The 15,608-nt window shown below is 41.6% G+C and carries 14 protein-coding genes and 1 riboswitch; of the genes, 5 read left to right on the top strand and 9 right to left on the bottom strand.

Annotated elements, in window-relative coordinates:
- The first annotated feature begins 148 nt into the window (after positions 1-148).
- Together murD and ftsW are read left to right on the top strand one after the other, a co-directional pair.
- Positions 149-1,495: a UDP-N-acetylmuramoyl-L-alanine--D-glutamate ligase gene (gene murD, locus B9T33_RS07480; RefSeq protein ID WP_086178305.1), complete on the top strand. Its 1,347-nt coding sequence runs from the start codon at positions 149-151 to the stop codon at positions 1,493-1,495.
- 21 nt (positions 1,496-1,516) lie between these two features.
- Complete coding sequence (gene ftsW / locus B9T33_RS07475; RefSeq protein WP_086178304.1) at positions 1,517-2,713, top strand: putative lipid II flippase FtsW; 1,197 nt, start codon at positions 1,517-1,519, stop codon at positions 2,711-2,713.
- 7 nt (positions 2,714-2,720) lie between these two features.
- On the opposite strand, the gene B9T33_RS07470 is transcribed toward ftsW, so the two are convergent.
- From B9T33_RS07470 to B9T33_RS07440, 7 genes are all read right to left on the bottom strand, one after another.
- Positions 2,721-2,960 carry a zinc-ribbon domain-containing protein gene (locus B9T33_RS07470; RefSeq protein WP_086178303.1) on the bottom strand — a complete coding sequence of 80 codons (240 nt, stop codon included), beginning with the start codon at positions 2,958-2,960 and terminating at the stop codon, positions 2,721-2,723.
- Between the two features lie 80 nt (positions 2,961-3,040).
- A complete protein-coding gene (gene gluQRS, locus B9T33_RS07465; protein WP_086178302.1) occupies positions 3,041-3,958 on the bottom strand; it encodes a tRNA glutamyl-Q(34) synthetase GluQRS in 918 nt (305 codons plus the stop codon).
- A gap of 4 nt (positions 3,959-3,962) precedes the next feature.
- Positions 3,963-4,490 (bottom strand): RNA polymerase-binding protein DksA, encoded by a 528-nt coding sequence (gene dksA / locus B9T33_RS07460; RefSeq protein ID WP_086178301.1) that lies wholly within the window; start codon positions 4,488-4,490, stop codon positions 3,963-3,965.
- Between the two features lie 209 nt (positions 4,491-4,699).
- A complete protein-coding gene (gene cpdA, locus B9T33_RS07455; protein ID WP_086178300.1) occupies positions 4,700-5,503 on the bottom strand; it encodes a 3',5'-cyclic-AMP phosphodiesterase in 804 nt (267 codons plus the stop codon).
- Between the two features lie 10 nt (positions 5,504-5,513).
- Positions 5,514-6,134 carry an NUDIX domain-containing protein gene (locus B9T33_RS07450; protein ID WP_086178299.1) on the bottom strand — a complete coding sequence of 207 codons (621 nt, stop codon included), beginning with the start codon at positions 6,132-6,134 and terminating at the stop codon, positions 5,514-5,516.
- Between the two features lie 76 nt (positions 6,135-6,210).
- Positions 6,211-8,106: a phosphomethylpyrimidine synthase ThiC gene (gene thiC, locus B9T33_RS07445; RefSeq protein WP_086178298.1), complete on the bottom strand. Its 1,896-nt coding sequence runs from the start codon at positions 8,104-8,106 to the stop codon at positions 6,211-6,213.
- A 116-nt stretch (positions 8,107-8,222) separates the two neighbouring features.
- A riboswitch (TPP riboswitch) is annotated at positions 8,223-8,350 on the bottom strand.
- Positions 8,351-8,465: 115 nt separating this feature from the next.
- Positions 8,466-9,482 (bottom strand): hypothetical protein, encoded by a 1,017-nt coding sequence (locus B9T33_RS07440; protein ID WP_228145794.1) that lies wholly within the window; start codon positions 9,480-9,482, stop codon positions 8,466-8,468.
- A gap of 276 nt (positions 9,483-9,758) precedes the next feature.
- Here B9T33_RS07440 and B9T33_RS07435 point away from each other — a divergent pair, with 276 nt between their 5' ends.
- Positions 9,759-11,114, top strand: coding sequence for a TolC family outer membrane protein (locus tag B9T33_RS07435; protein WP_086178297.1), 1,356 nt, complete (start codon positions 9,759-9,761; stop codon positions 11,112-11,114).
- A gap of 80 nt (positions 11,115-11,194) precedes the next feature.
- Positions 11,195-11,914 carry a phosphate signaling complex protein PhoU gene (gene phoU, locus B9T33_RS07430; protein WP_086178318.1) on the top strand — a complete coding sequence of 240 codons (720 nt, stop codon included), beginning with the start codon at positions 11,195-11,197 and terminating at the stop codon, positions 11,912-11,914.
- Between the two features lie 53 nt (positions 11,915-11,967).
- Here the strand turns inward: phoU and B9T33_RS07425 are convergent, their stop codons facing one another.
- A complete protein-coding gene (locus B9T33_RS07425; RefSeq protein WP_086178296.1) occupies positions 11,968-13,764 on the bottom strand; it encodes an ABC transporter ATP-binding protein in 1,797 nt (598 codons plus the stop codon).
- Between the two features lie 167 nt (positions 13,765-13,931).
- Between B9T33_RS07425 and B9T33_RS07420 the strand changes: the two genes are divergently transcribed.
- The gene (locus tag B9T33_RS07420; protein WP_086178295.1) at positions 13,932-14,555 is read left to right on the top strand and encodes an alpha-ketoglutarate-dependent dioxygenase AlkB family protein; all 624 of its coding nucleotides are present in this window, start codon (positions 13,932-13,934) and stop codon (positions 14,553-14,555) included.
- Positions 14,556-14,829: 274 nt separating this feature from the next.
- Here B9T33_RS07420 and B9T33_RS07415 read toward each other — a convergent pair whose 3' ends face one another.
- Positions 14,830-15,606: an IclR family transcriptional regulator gene (locus tag B9T33_RS07415; protein ID WP_086178294.1), complete on the bottom strand. Its 777-nt coding sequence runs from the start codon at positions 15,604-15,606 to the stop codon at positions 14,830-14,832.
- Positions 15,607-15,608 lie beyond the last annotated feature (2 nt).

The following is a 15,608-nucleotide window of genomic DNA, read 5'->3' as shown; positions in this document are numbered from 1 at the left end:
AAAAATAAAAAAACCGCCATTGTTATGGCGGTTTTTTTACGTGCAGACACAAAAAAACTGCCAGAAAATGCAAACATAAAAAGCATTCAAAACAGCAAAGTGCTAACATTTTGTCAGTTTTAAAAACAGACCAATAAATGGGGCAGAAATGTTAATACAGCGTGGTGGGTTGAAGGTTGTTGCCGGATTAGGTATCTCTGGTGTTTCCGCAGTGAATTTCTTACATAACCATGGCTACCGCGTTGCAGTCACCGATTCACGTGAAGTTCCACCTGGTCATGATCAAATTCCAGCAGATGTTCAAACCAGTTTCGGCAAACTTGATCAAGATTTATTGCTCCAAGCAGAAGAAATTATTATTAGCCCGGGATTAGACCCCAAATTACCTGAAATTCAAGCTGCAATGGTAGCGAATATTCCAGTGGTTTCAGAAATCCAAATTTTACGTCGTGCGACAGATAAGCCTATTGTGGCTATTACTGGCTCGAATGCTAAAAGTACCGTAACGACTTTATTTGGCTTAATGGCTGCGGATGCAGGTAAAAAAGTCGCTGTTGGCGGCAACTTAGGTCGTCCAGCCTTGGATCTCACCAAAGATGATCCTGAGCTATATGTATTAGAACTTTCTAGCTTCCAGTTGGAAACTACATCAAATTTAGCGGCTGAAGTGGCTGTGGTCTTAAACATGAGTGAAGACCATCTGGACCGTCATGGCGATATGATGGGTTATCACACAGCAAAACACCGTATTTTCCAAGCGGTGAAAAAAGTGGTTTATAACCGTGATGACTCTTTAACACGTCCATTGGTTCCAGATGTCACCCCAATGCAAAGCTTTGGTCTAAATGCACCCGATATGAATCAGTTCGGTATCTTACGTGATACTGATGGCACTATTTGGTTGGCACGTGGTCGTGAGCGTTTACTAAAAAGTGCAGACATGTACATTCAAGGCACACATAATGTGGCGAATGCTTTGGCATGTTTAGCTTTGGGTGAAGCAATTGGTTTGCCGCTCGAAAGCATGCTTGAAACTTTGAAAACCTTTAAAGGTTTAGAACATCGCTGTGAATACGTTAAAGAAGTACATGGCGTTCGTTATTATAACGACTCTAAAGGCACCAATATTGGCGCAACATTGGCAGCAGTCGATGGTTTAGGTGCTGCGATTGAAGCCAAAGGTGGTAAGGTTGCGATTATTTTGGGTGGTCAAGGCAAAGGGCAGGACTTTACTGCACTGCGTGATTCGCTTTCAAAATACGCCAAAGTTGCAGTATTGATTGGTGAAGATCGTCCAATTATTGAAAAAGCCATTGATGGTACGACCACTTTAATTCATGCGGAAAGTTTGCAGCAAGCAGTCGAGCTATGTCAGCAAAATGCCGTTGAAAATGATGTGGTGTTATTGTCACCTGCATGTGCAAGTTTTGATATGTTTAAAGGCTACGGTGAGCGTGGACACCAATTTGTTGATTGTGTGAATGCACTCGTTTAAAACAACGATAAGGAAAGTTGTATGGCTGGGTTAGCTCAGACGACCATAAATAGAATAAACGAAGTTGTAGAACGTTGGATTCCTCGGTTACCTGCCGAGGTCAACGTGCGCAATGTGTTAATTTTCTGTGTATTGGCATTATTGTGTATCGGCTCAATTATGGTGGCATCGGCATCGATGCCTTATGCAGAACGTATGCATGAAAATGCCTTCCATTACATTTCACGCCATGGGATTTCGATTGCCGCAGCCGCTGCTGCTGCCTATATCGCCTATAAAGTGCCGCTGAATGTCTGGTTTAACAATACTTTCTTTTTATGGATCATTACCATCATCTTACTGGCTGCTGTATTGGCAGTCGGGACGGAGGTCAACGGTTCTAAGCGTTGGATTCGTATTGCAGGCTTTACCTTACAGGCTTCGGAAGTCGCCAAAGTCATGATGGCGATTTTTACCGCTGACTATGTGGTACGACGTGCGGAAGAAGTACGTAATAATATTAAAGGTCTGGTACGACTTGCAGTCATCATGGCGGCAACGGTTGGGCTTGTTATGGCTGAACCTGACTTAGGGGCAACCGTCGTGATTGCCTTAACTATGTTGGGCGTATTCTTCCTTGCGGGTGCACCACTGATCCAGTTCGCCATCGCCTTTGGTGCGATCATCATGGCATTTGTGTTCTTGATTCTCTTTGAACCTTACCGTTTAGAACGTTTAATGTCGTTCTCCAATCCATGGAGTGATCCATTGGGGGCGGGGTATCAGTTATCCAATGCACTTATGGCTTTTGGCCGTGGTGAATGGGTTGGCGTCGGCTTAGGGCACAGTATCCAAAAAATGTCGTATCTACCTGAAGCACATACCGACTTTATGCTGGCAGTTTTAGGTGAAGAGTTTGGATTCTTAGGCATCTTTACGGTACTCAGCTTGTCTTTTGTCATGCTCGTCTGCTGTATTCGTATTGGACATCGTGCCTTGCGCCATCAGTACTTACGTGCGGGCTATTTGGCTTATGGTATTAGTATCATTTTCTTGCTGCAGATTTTGGTGAATGCGGGCATGAATATGGGGATGCTGCCGACTAAAGGTTTGACCTTGCCGTTTATTAGTTATGGTGGTTCATCTTTGATTATTTGTGCAGTGATGGTCAGTCTGATCTTGAAGATTGATTCCACCACCAAAGACGTCAATCCAAGCAAAGAAGAATCAAGCTTCTAAGTAAGCTTCACTGTGGATCAGGTTGTGCATGTTCGAGAACTTGAGCGGGCATTTCTGTTCCACAGTGTAAGCACTTCACAAAGCTGGCTTTGGCTTTAGACAGCGGAATCATTGGAATAAAAAATAAAGAAAAATAATGGCGTTGCTGTTTTAGCTCATACTGGCTACGTGTACGACACACGGGACATGTAAACTGATTTTTTTCAATGACTTTGGTTTTCGGGCCTAATCCAAAAATAAAAAACATCGCCATCTCCAGACACACATAACTTCATTCATTAAAGCATATCCATGCGAGATTGATTGCTAGAGTCGTGTGACGACGCTTTATTGATAAATCTGCGCTAAGGTCAGGCGATGTGGAATACGTTCAATATCCCATTGTGCAATGGCTTGCTGTAGCATAATTCGTGGTGTATCTAAGTCAACAGGTGCTTGCTGCAGGGCAGCGAAGGCTTGTTGTAATAGCGCTGGCGCTTGGTTCAGATCGAGGGCTTGGGCCATATTTTGCTTGGACAGTTTCTGCCCTTGGTCATTCATCGCTAAGGGTAAATGCATATATTCGAGTTTAGGATAACCGAGTATTTGAGCTAACCAGATTTGACGTTCAGTGTTGTCGAGCAGATCTGCACCGCGCACCACATGGGTCATACCTTGCAGATAATCATCCACCACCACAGCCAATTGGTAATTGATAATGCCATCACGACGCTTTAATACAAAGTCGCCTAAATCTCGCATGAGATTTGAGCAGTGTGTGCCTTGCAGACGGTCCATAAAGCAAATGTCTTGATCATCGACTTTAACGCGAATGGCTTGATCTTTGAGTGCTAAACCGAGCTCTCGACAGGTACCTTGATAAATGTGATTGGAACCGAGCATTTTACGCGTGCATTGGCAGGCATAGACTAAGCCTTGTGTATGCAATTGCTCAATGACCTGTTCATAAATATCGAGACGGTCTTTTTGAAAAATGATGTCGGCATCGGGTTCAAATTGAAAGGCATCAATTGAACGTAAGATATGATCTTCACTGCAGGGGTAAATGCGAGGGATGTCGGTGTCTTCAATACGAACGACCCAACGACCTTGGTGGGCGCGGGCATCGCAGTAACTTGCGACTGCGGTAATTAAAGAACCAAAATGCAAAGGGCCGGTTGGCGATGGCGCAAACCGGCCCACGTAATGCTCTGCAACTTTCCCTCCCTTTTCTAAAGGGAGGGCTAGGGAGGGATTACTTAACACTTAATTAACCGTTATTTTGCTTCTCTTTGATCTCTGCAAGGGTTTTGCAGTCGATACATAAGGTCGCAGTTGGTCGAGCTTCTAAACGACGTAGACCAATTTCGATACCACAGGTTTCACAGAAACCATAGTCATCGTTTTTGATCGCTTCGATTGATTGCTCAATTTTACGGATCAATTTACGTTCACGGTCACGCGTACGTAATTCAATCGCAAATTCTTCTTCCTGCGTTGCACGGTCGTTCACGTCAGGCAGTGCAGTATTTTCATCCTGCATGGTGTTTAAAGTACGGTCTACTTCAGACATCAGCTCAGCTTTCCACGCCAATAAAATGCGGCGGAAGTGCTCAAGCTGGCCTTCAGACATGTATTCTTCATTCTTTTTAGGCTGATAAGGCTCAATACCAAATAAGCTCGCAGTAGAACCACCATCAGTCGCCTTTGGCTTTGTTTTGCGCACGCGTTTTGTAGACTTCTCGTCTACTACATCAGTTTGTTCGTCTAAGACTTGATTTTGGTTGTCATTCGCCATATAGGGCATTCCTCATCATATGCATATATCTATACGCAAAAAATATGGTGATATGCAAGTTTTTTATCCACCCACCACAGAGTTTCCTTCTGTGGGGGTCGTCATCATATAGACTTTTTTTGCTTATTGATAGTCTTTGATGTTTGGATTCTAACTATCGCTTTTCCTTTGAATGCCATAAAGTAATGCAAAAAAAACAAATTGAAAAGTTAATAACCTGAAATTTCAAGATTAATTTTAGGCTGCTTTAATTTGACGCGAATTACTTCCGTTTTAAATTCACCATTATCATTCAGATAGAGTGCACGATAGCCCGGTAAAGCTTCATCGAGCGCAAAATTTTCACTAAAAGGTTTGAACTGTACACTGGTCGATGGCGTCGATAAAAATTGAATGCCGTGCCATTCATTACACGAGTCTTGATGCACATGACCACAAAGTACAATTTTGACATTATGGTGCCGTGAAATCACATCCATCAGGTGTTCGGTATTTTTTAGTTTATGTTGATCAATCCAATGCGACTGCATGGCGAAAGGATGATGATGGCAGGCAATAATGATGTGTTGCTGCGCATATTGACCGAGTAACTGATCGAGTTGCTCAAGCTGCTGTTGGGCAACCCAGCCATCCACTTTGCCTTTGACAGCACTATTCAGCAGAATTATGCTCCATTTTCCATAATGGACAATATGTGCTTGGTCTTGTTGTTCGATAAATGGAAAGTATGTCGCGTCATCATGATTTCCTGGTACTTGATAGTATGGAAAACCTTGTTGCTGCATATAGTTTAAATAGCGCGCATAAGTCTTTTCGACTGGCACTTGTGCTAAGTCGCCCGTATGAACAAGTGCGGTTACAGGATGTTGATTGCGCTGAATATGTTGAATCACATCATGAAAGCTTTGTTCTGGATTCATGCGGACAAACTCAAGATCTTCCTGATCCATTAAGTGAGTGTCCGAAATCTGGACAATGGTCCAGTCGTATTGTTGCGTATCCCTTAAAGTCATGTCCTTCCCCTTAGACATTCCTTGTAGTATGTATGTGCTGTTGTAACCATTGCAAGGCCATAATGACAGGTGCGTTTTTTAGCCGACCATTGGTTAGTAAAGTTGAAATATCGGTATAGTTTAAAATATGTAGTTGTATATTTTCACCTTCGCCGGGCATACCAAATACACCACCGTGTTCAGGTAATGTCGCTTCTGCACTATATAGATGAAATAGTTCTGCACAAGCACCAGCCGATGGATAGAAACTAAATAAATGCTGTAAATCATCAATTTTACAGCCAGATTCTTCTAAACTTTCACGACGAATACAGGTTTCTGGCGATTCATCACCATCTAAAACGCCTGCAATAATTTCCAGCTGCCATGGTGACTCCGTATCGTTGATGGCACCAATTCGAAATTGCTCAATGAGGGCAAATTTTTGTTGCTTATCATTATAAATTAAGACACCCGCCGCTTCAGGACGACGAATTAATTCGCGCTGGATGGTTGGAATCATGGCGTGTTGATTAAATAAGCGGTGACGAAGTTTAACTTTTTCGACCTGAATGAACCCTTTAAATAGATATTCGCGAGCTTCGATGACGTAGTCTTTATTGTTATATGTGGCCTGTTTAATAATATTCATAAGCTCTAATCAGGATGAAATCTTTTATTTCATCCTAACCGAGATTTTCTTGAATACAAAAGATTTTTTTTAAGATTTAAAGCTTATGGTACAACTTTTGACCATGTTGATGATAGGCATCTTTCATGCTTTGTAGACCGGATTCAATCTCTGTTGAGCTTTCAGTGATCACATGTGTATCTTGTTGGTTTTTTGCATAATCTCGAACATTTTGCGTGATTTTCATGGAGCAGAATTTAGGTCCACACATGGAACAGAAGTGTGCCGATTTATGTGCCTCTTTTGGCATGGTTTCATCATGCATTGAACGTGCAGTATCTGGGTCTAAACTCAAATTAAACTGATCTTCCCAACGGAATTCAAAACGTGCTTTGGATAGTGCATTGTCACGTGCTTGAGCGCCGGGATGTCCTTTGGCCAAGTCAGCTGCATGTGCCGCAATTTTATAAGTGATGATCCCGTCTTTGACGTCTTTTTTATCGGGTAAGCCCAAGTGTTCTTTTGGAGTCACATAACAGAGCATTGCGGTGCCATACCAACCAATCATCGCAGCACCAATGGCTGAAGTAATATGATCATAACCGGGTGCAATATCGGTGGTTAATGGACCAAGGGTATAAAACGGTGCCTCTTGGCAAACTTCCAATTGCAGATCCATATTTTCCTTAATCATATGCATCGGTACATGGCCAGGCCCTTCAATCATGACTTGAACATCATGTTGCCATGCGCGGTGTGTGAGTTCGCCTAAGGTTCTTAACTCACTAAATTGCGCTTCATCATTGGCATCTTGAATACACCCCGGACGCAGGCCATCACCTAAGCTAAATGACACGTCATAGGCCTTCATGATTTCGCAGATTTCATCGAAATGTGTGTACAAGAAGTTTTCTTTATGATGTGCCAAACACCACTGTGCCATGATCGAGCCACCGCGTGACACGATTCCAGTGAGGCGGTCGGCTGTGAGCGGCACATAACGTAAAAGTACGCCAGCATGGATGGTAAAGTAATCGACGCCTTGTTCCGCTTGCTCGATCAATGTGTCTTTAAAGATTTCCCATGTTAAGTCTTCAGCAATGCCATCGACTTTCTCAAGGGCTTGATAAATTGGGACGGTACCAATAGGGACAGGGGAGTTACGAATAATCCATTCGCGGGTTTCATGAATATTTTTGCCCGTCGACAAGTCCATGATGGTATCTGCACCCCAACGCGTGGCCCATGTCATTTTTGCGACTTCTTCATCAATGCTTGAACCCAGTGCAGAGTTGCCAATATTGGCATTAATCTTCACCAAAAAGTTCCGTCCGATAATCATCGGCTCACACTCTGGGTGGTTAATATTGGCTGGAATGATGGCACGTCCCTCAGCCACTTCTTGACGTACAAACTCAGGGGTGATTTCAGTTAAATTGCGTGCACCAAAATTCTGGCCCGCATGTTGACGCATATCCACGCCTGCCAATTGGCGCTGATTCTCTCGAATTGCAATGTATTCCATTTCAGGGGTAATGATGCCTTGTTTGGCATAATGCATTTGTGTGACGTTGTGTCCGCGTTTCGCTCGGCGTGGTTTTGAGATATGGGCAAAGCGAATATTGGCGGTACGAATATCTCTTAAACGTTCTTGACCAAATGTTGAGGTCAGGGTGTCGAGTATTTCAGTATCGTTGCGCGATTCAATCCAGCTTTCACGGACATTCGGTAAACCTTGATTTAGATCAATCTCTACAGTTGGGTCGGTATACGCACCAGAGGTGTCATACACCATAACAGGCGGATTGGTTTCGCCGCCTAAACCTGTCGGGGTTTCAGATAGACTAATCTCACGCATGGGCACCTGAATGTCAGGACGTGAGCCTTCAATATAAACTTTGCGAGAAGCGGGTAAAATGCGTGTCAGATCTTTAGCATCTTGCTCATGTTGAGCAGAGCGATCAGCAGCGGTGAGATTCGTTAATTGGTTCATTGCAATGATCCTTATGAATGACATCAACGAATCAAGCACGACCAAAAACGTGGCGTAATTATCCCAAAATAACAAGAAAATCGAATCTTGCTGCAATGAATAAAAATAGAGCTGAAGTTTTTAGATGGCTTGATTCCTACGCAGGTCTTAACCTGATCAGGTTCAACGGTACTCATCCTTAAACTTAGCAAGGCTAAATTGGAATGATCTCAGCAGGGTATTACCTGCGCTCCGTCAAGCTTTATGTGGATACTAGCATGAACATTGTTTAAATGCAGTGTCATTTTATATTGTATGAGAATTCATCAATATTGAGAGTTATTGTGAAAATACGATTCAACTCAATTAAAGAATTTCACTCAACTTACAGTGCAAATGGCATCACTAAAACAGTCTTTTTTATAGCTTGGCGATGGATTGTGAATACCGATTGTACTGAGGAGTTGGGATTCGGCAGTGCGGTTACCGCTCACAGTATTTTGCTCAATTAATTTTAAGAACTGACGCGAGTGTATGGCCAATTGTGACTGCTTTAATTTGGACAATTTTTCGATTTCTTCAAGCGAACTGGCCTGAATGCTGAGTCGATCTGAATAATCGCCAGAAACAGGGCTATCAGACGTGCCGACAAACAAAAATTGGCTGTATTGATATAACAATTGTTGCGCATCTTTTTTATAAGGGCTGTCTGGATACTGTTTGAGATAATCTTCCCAAAATAAAGCGCGGCTTGCGATGTCTTGAGGGTCAAGGGTCAAGGTTTTTTGCAGCAAAACAGGTTGTGTATTTTGTTCAGCCAAATTTTCAATAAAGACTTGCTCGGCATCATCCATATAGGGTGCGAAAATTTTAGCTAAATATTCGGGACTACGGCGATAGCGTAATTGACCTTCACCTGCATCGAACAATTCAACATAGGCTTGTCCTTTGTGCTTCAAAAGATATTGGTCACGTAGGGTCAATTGTTCATAGTGATTTTGTTGGATGGTTGGGTGCTGTGCCATATCAAAAGCATACTGTTCAAACGCTAATTGTTGCTGTGCGGTGCGTTCAACATGTAAAAAGTTTTTATACATCTGATTTGACAGTTTGAGTAATTTTTGCTGTTCGGGCGCTTCTAATAGCGGTAAGCAAACTTTTAAATCTTGGTTAATTTGTTCGAGTGCAAAGGTAGTGCGTTGATCATCGATCTCTTGCATATTTTGTGCTAATTTTTTGCACAGCAACGACAAATCTACTGCTTCTTTTTGAACAGTTTGTTTGTTTTGAAATTCTGGTGCAGGCTGAGGTTCAGGTTGTTGCTGACATGCGGTGAGCAAACTGAAACACAAAAAAAGCGCGCTGAATTTAGCTGGCAGATTAAAAATTTTTGACACTATGGCTCGATGCAATAAAGAGGGTATATAGTCCGATGGAATGTCGACTATTCTATAGATGAAACGGGTGCATTTTGTGTACTATTATGCAGTTGTTTGTTACAGCGTTGTGAGTATTGTCGAAATTAGTCCATAAACAAGGTAACTTGTCCAAGTTGATATAAAAAATTAATAAAAATCATACGGAAATTTGCAGAGATACGATTAGTATCTGCTTAGTTTTAGATTTGAATACTCAACAGCGGGTATTTAAATGTTAGGAATTGACGAAGAAAAATGAACAAAAAAGTTGTTTTTGGAATCTGCTTACTTTTAACGAGTCCATGCATTTTTGCATTGGATCTTGTGGAAGCTTACGATCGTGCAAAACAAGCTGACCCGAATTGGCAAGCCAATAAGCTTCAATATGAGGCAGACAAACTCAACTTAGGTATTGCAAATGGGAACTTACTCCCAACCGTCACAATCTCTGGCAATGTAACTCGTAAAAATCAAAATTCCAATCAAAGTGGTGCACAGTCTGGATTGATCATGCCCGATAGCACAACCACCAAACAAATTGCTTTAACTGCACGTCAACCGATCTTTCGTTGGGATGCATGGGAAGGTCTGAAGCAAGTGAAGACCTCAATTAACCTCAGTGAAATTACCCTGCAAATCCAAAAACAAGAGCACATTTTAAATGTTTCTGAAGCCTATTTTAATGTGCTACGTCAGCAAGCGTTAACTGTGGCAAATTTGCAGGAAGAACAAGCTTTATCTGAACAGCTAAGGATGATGAATGGCAAGCTGAAAGAAGGTTTGGTTGCAAAAAGTGATGTCAGTGAAGCCAATGCACAATATCAAAATGCGCGGGCAAATCGTATGGCAAGCAATGTGCAATTGGTGTTGGCACAAGAACAGTTACAACAATTTATCGGGCCATACCGTGAAAACTTGGCAGTACTGCGTGACGATTTTCAATTCCAAAAACCCGTACCCAATAACGTCCAAGCATGGGAAGAGTTAGCACAAGGGCAAAATTTAGGAATTTTGCAGGCACGTATGCAAAAGCGTTATGCCGAAGATGGCAAACGAGTAGAACAAGCTGCCTTGTATCCTCAAATTGAGGCGGTGGGGACGTATGGTTATAACAAGCAAAGTCCTGAATCGATCATGTCACAAGACGGGCAGTTTGATCAGATTGGGATTGAAATGAATTGGAATGTGTTCAATGGCGGACGCACTCAAAAGTCGATTAAGCAGGCGAGCGTTAAAGTCGAAAAGAGTCAAGCCCAAGTCGATGCTTCCATCCGTAAAGCGCAAACCGATGTCAAAAAAGCCTATATGCAGGTTGAAACAGACCAAACCAAGTTGCAAGCACGCAAAGCCGCGATGGATTCATCCGCTCAAGTGTCTTTAGCGTCGCAAGCGCAATATCAAGAAGGCTTAAAAACCATGGTCGATGTGTTATTGGCTCAGCGTAATGCCTTTTCAGCACGCCAAGATTATCTAAATTCCAAGTATGACTATTTGATACATGTGCTTGAGCTTAAAGCTGCCGTGGGCAAATTAACGGAAGAGGATTTGATTGAAATGAATGCATGGTTAGTTGATCAATCTAAGCTAACTTCAATCATGCTAAAGAATTAAGCGCTCGTCATAAAAGTTTCACATTGGATGTGCTTTAATATTGCACTGAGTTTTGTCTTATTCTGCTGTTGTGGAGAAGTATCTTGCCTAATAATCCTGTTTTAAATCACCACATTTCTTCGCAATTTAATGAAGAATTACAGGATGTTCATACCAAATTTATGACCATGGGTGGTTTAGTTGAACAACAAGTTGCAAATGCCATACATGCATTATTAGATACCGATGCCGCAATGGCGATTGATGTGCAGTTTCAAGACAATGTGGTGAATCGCATGGAAACTGAAATTGATGAAGCCTTAACTTTGATTTTGGCGCGTCGTCATCCCGCAGCCATTGACTTACGTATGGTGATTGCCATGTCTAAGGCCAATACGGATTTAGAACGAATTGGTGATGAAGCAGCAAAAATTGCACGTATCGCACAGAGTTTGTGTGAAGAGGGTGGTTCACCGCGCGGTTATATGGAAACTCGACACATTGGCAACCAAGTCCGTGTGATGATTCACGATGCCTTAGATGCGTTTGCCCGTTTAGATGTAGATCAGGCACTACGTGTTTTACTCGCCGATGCTGATATTGATCGTGAATATCAGTCCGCTACCCGTACCTTAATGACGTATATGATTGAAGATCCACGCCACATTACTCGTGTGATGAATGTGCTTTGGGTCTTACGCTCTTTAGAGCGTATTGGTGACCATGCCCGCAATATTTCTGAACAAGTGATTTATATGGTCAAAGGGCTGGATGTACGACATACCAGCGTCGAAGAAATTGAGCAAAAAGTTCAACGCTAATTTAAGTTAAATATTGCAAAGCCCATCAAGTGATGGGCTTTTTTTTGATCTCACTAACTATGTGTCTCTTCATCTTCATCAAAGGTTCGGGCAATTTTTTCAATATTTAAGCTTTTCGCCATCGCATCAAAAATTTCCTTATAGACGCCATCCTGATGATAAAGTGCATCATGTTCACCATGCTCGGCAATTTCACCGTCTTTCATCACATAGGTATAATCGGCATCAATAATCTGCGACAAGCTGTGTGAAATCATGATCACTGTTCGCCCTTGTTTGATTTCATCTAAGCTGTGCTTGATCTGCTCAGTTGCGATGGCATCTAAACTGGCTGTCGGTTCATCTAAGAAAATGATCGGTGGATTTTTCAGGAACATGCGTGCCAGTGCAATTCGCTGTTGTTGCCCACCAGAAAGCAAGGTGGCATCGGCTTCGTAGCCATGTGGAAGTTGCAAAATCTGCTCATGAATCGAAGCCTTCCGTGCTGCTTCCATCACATCTTCTGCTACCGCATCGGTTTTACCATAGCGAATATTGTCAAAAATTGAGCCTTGGAAAATATGATTTTTTTGTAGTACCAAGCCAATATGATCACGCAGATATTGTGTGTCGATGTCCTTAATATCGATACCATCAATGCAAATTTGCCCACTTTGTGGCTCAAAAAATTTATCTAATAAGCTGATTAATGTGGATTTTCCTGCACCCGATAGCCCCACTAAAGCCGTGATTTTGTTGGGTTGAATGGTCATGTTGATATGCTTCAATGCATGATAACCATTAGGATAATAGAACTCGACATTATTTAAATCGAAACGTCCCTGAATTGGTGGTTTTTTGCAGCCTGTTTGTTCAATCTCGGTATCCGCTTCCAATATTTTGAAAAAGCTTTCTGAGTAGATCATGGCATCATTCACTTCATCATAAATCCGATGTAGCGAGCGAATCGGTGCGGAAACATTATTAAAGAGCAGCACGTGATACATGATCATACCAATACTCATTTTCCCATCGAGTACAAAATACGCCGTTAAAATAATGATTAGCACGATGCCAATTTGTTCAATAAAGGTTTTGAGACCATCAAACAGAAAGCTGATCTGACGGGTCTGCATCTGGTTGTCGGTCAGCTCTTTTTGTAGTTTTAATTGTTTATTCGCTTCAATCGTTTCACGGTTAAAGGATTTGATCACGGTAATGGAATTAATAATACCGAGAATTCCCTGACTCTTTTTCTCGCGCCCATCGCGTAAATTACGTCGCCAGCCGCCAAGTTTTTGTGCCTGTTTGAAGGTCAACCAAAAATAGATCGGCACAATACAGGTGGCGACTAAACCGACATAAAAATTGGCATAGTACATCAAGCCCAATGCCACGATGGCGCTGGTAAAAAGCGGCAAGATATCAATGAAAAAGATTTGAACTAAGCGGGTAAGAGAACCAATACCGCGGTCAATACGGGTTTGTAGTTTGCCGGCCTGGTTATTTTCATCATTAAAAAATGCCAAACGATAGGTGAGGAATTTTTCAATAATGCCTTGGGCTAAATCTTGCGATACCAAAATGCGCAGCTTTTCCCCATAAAATTTTTGCCCAAATTGCACAAAAGCATTAATCACTTCTTTGCCCAATAAAATGACGCTAATCGTGATTAAAATATGCCAGCCCGCAGAGAGCCCTTGACCGGCTTCGACCAGTTTATTAATGCTATCGACTGCATATTGCAGTGTCAGCGCATTCACCTGCGCAGTGAAGGAACCGATTAAAGTCATAATCAGTGTTGCAATGACCAAGACCCGATATGGTCGTACAAAAGGTCGAAGCTTCTGAAAGACCTGCCATAAATTCATAAGCAATTATTTTTATTGTGAAAGTTGAGCTTTAGTCTAAGCCTGAAAAAACACCGCGACAAGCGATGTCTGTGTATCGATTTGTGTCTAGTAAAAATCGAATACACTATGCTTATACTCCATCTATTGATCACATCGGTGTTCAGTCAAAGTACTAGGTCAATGCAATGAATTTAGAATTATTTAGTCCTGAAGAGCGAACCAATGTGCTGCCTTGTGATGGTGAGGTGCAAGATTATGGTCTCATTTTGTCTGCTTCAGACAGTGATAAATATTTGCGATATTTTCTACACCACTTGGCTTGGCAACCAGATGAAGTCATTTTGCATGGACAGTATTATCAAACCGAGCGCAAAGTGGTGTGGTATGGCGATGAAAACTATCAATACCATTATTCGGGTATGCAAAAACAAGCACAGCAGTGGAATCCTGCGCTGTTTCGTTTAAAACAACATATTGAAAAGCTGGTAGGGCATTCTTTTAATTCTTGTTTGGCCAACTTATATGAAAATGGCATGCAAGCAGTCGGTTGGCATAGTGATGACGAGCCTGCATTAATTGCGCCAGATCAACAGGTCGTGATTGCGTCTTTAAGTTTTGGGGCGAGCCGAAAATTTTGTTTTCAACATAAAAGTAGCCAAGCAAAAGTGCCCATGTTATTACAGCATGGACAATTGATCGTGATGCGTGGGCAGACACAGCGCTATTGGAAACATGCCTTAATGAAGTCTGTAAAAATTACCGAGCCGAGAATTAATCTGACCTTTCGTTATTTTTATCAAAATCAATGAAGAAAAATTGGATATAAAAAAGCCCATACCAAGATGAGCTTTCTTAATTTCTCTGAGGAGTATACATCACGAACATGCTTATCGAAGATGAATCCTGATAAACTGCTGCTAAAGAACAATAATCATATTATGAGAATGTGTACTAAAAATACAATTTAAAAATACAATTTAAAAATACAATTTAAAAATACAATTTAAAAATACAATTTAAAAATTCAATAAATTTAATATTTTTGTAAGATTAAATAAATGTAATCTTTAGACCTCATTTAGCTTACACAATTTCAGCTTCTTCGGTCATGCTGCTGTATTTTTTCTCAATACGTGCGGCACAATCTTGCATCATTTCGACCAATTTTTGAAAATTCATAAATTCAAAACGATTTTTTGATGCCAATAGGGTCAATGCAAGCGGAGCTTCTTTACTTGAAAATTTCACAGGAATCGACAAGCTTGACATGTTCGGGTCGACTTCACCATTGGAAAAATAATAGCCCTGTTTTTTGATCTTTTTCATTTGCAGCATAAACTCATCTTCATTATGTGCAAAACCGACTTCTGCCAATTCAGTGGCAAAACGGTGGTAATAATCCAAAATACGCTGCTTGGGTAAATGCGACAAAATAACTTTAGACGATGAGCCTTTATACATTGGACGAGGGCTACCACGACCATAAGCCAAAGCACTGTAGTCTTTATACAGCTCATGGTGAATATCAATACATGCATCATTATTCAGATGGGTTAATAAACAGCATGATTCAGTTCTTTCAACGATTTCCTTCATAAATGGAATACTGATTTGCACCAACGGATCTGTCGTACGTGAAATAAAATCCAATACGGCAATTTTTGAGCCTAATGTGTAATCCCCAGATGTTCCACTTAGACGTTGCAATAATTCAGCCGACACGAGTTCCTTTAAATAGCGATAACTCGTGGGTTTAGATAAGCCTAATTCTTCACTGATGATGTCCACATTAATAATGGGACGTGAAACAGAAAATAAGTCGAGAACGGTGAGAATTTTACCAAAACTGGAAAGGGCCATAA

Origin of the sequence: Acinetobacter sp. ANC 5054 (assembly GCF_002135295.1) — a bacterium.
In the GTDB taxonomy this organism is placed as follows: Bacteria; Pseudomonadota; Gammaproteobacteria; order Pseudomonadales; family Moraxellaceae; genus Acinetobacter.
The sequence above is the reverse complement of the archived record's forward strand: the minus strand, read 5'-3'. Positions and strand labels throughout refer to the sequence as shown.

What these genes read in the sequence shown, in the direction of transcription:
- thiC (WP_086178298.1), bottom strand. Translation starts at nt 8,106, where the DNA reads ATGAACCAATTAACGAATCTCACCGCTGCTGATCGCTCTGCTCAACAT.
- B9T33_RS07435 (WP_086178297.1), top strand. Translation starts at nt 9,759, where the DNA reads ATGAACAAAAAAGTTGTTTTTGGAATCTGCTTACTTTTAACGAGTCCA.
- murD (WP_086178305.1), top strand. Translation starts at nt 149, where the DNA reads ATGTTAATACAGCGTGGTGGGTTGAAGGTTGTTGCCGGATTAGGTATC.
- B9T33_RS07420 (WP_086178295.1), top strand. Translation starts at nt 13,932, where the DNA reads ATGAATTTAGAATTATTTAGTCCTGAAGAGCGAACCAATGTGCTGCCT.
- dksA (WP_086178301.1), bottom strand. Translation starts at nt 4,490, where the DNA reads ATGGCGAATGACAACCAAAATCAAGTCTTAGACGAACAAACTGATGTA.
- B9T33_RS07470 (WP_086178303.1), bottom strand. Translation starts at nt 2,960, where the DNA reads ATGTTTTTTATTTTTGGATTAGGCCCGAAAACCAAAGTCATTGAAAAA.
- B9T33_RS07415 (WP_086178294.1), bottom strand. Translation starts at nt 15,606, where the DNA reads ATGGCCCTTTCCAGTTTTGGTAAAATTCTCACCGTTCTCGACTTATTT.
- B9T33_RS07425 (WP_086178296.1), bottom strand. Translation starts at nt 13,764, where the DNA reads ATGAATTTATGGCAGGTCTTTCAGAAGCTTCGACCTTTTGTACGACCA.
- ftsW (WP_086178304.1), top strand. Translation starts at nt 1,517, where the DNA reads ATGGCTGGGTTAGCTCAGACGACCATAAATAGAATAAACGAAGTTGTA.
- cpdA (WP_086178300.1), bottom strand. Translation starts at nt 5,503, where the DNA reads ATGACTTTAAGGGATACGCAACAATACGACTGGACCATTGTCCAGATT.
- B9T33_RS07450 (WP_086178299.1), bottom strand. Translation starts at nt 6,134, where the DNA reads ATGAATATTATTAAACAGGCCACATATAACAATAAAGACTACGTCATC.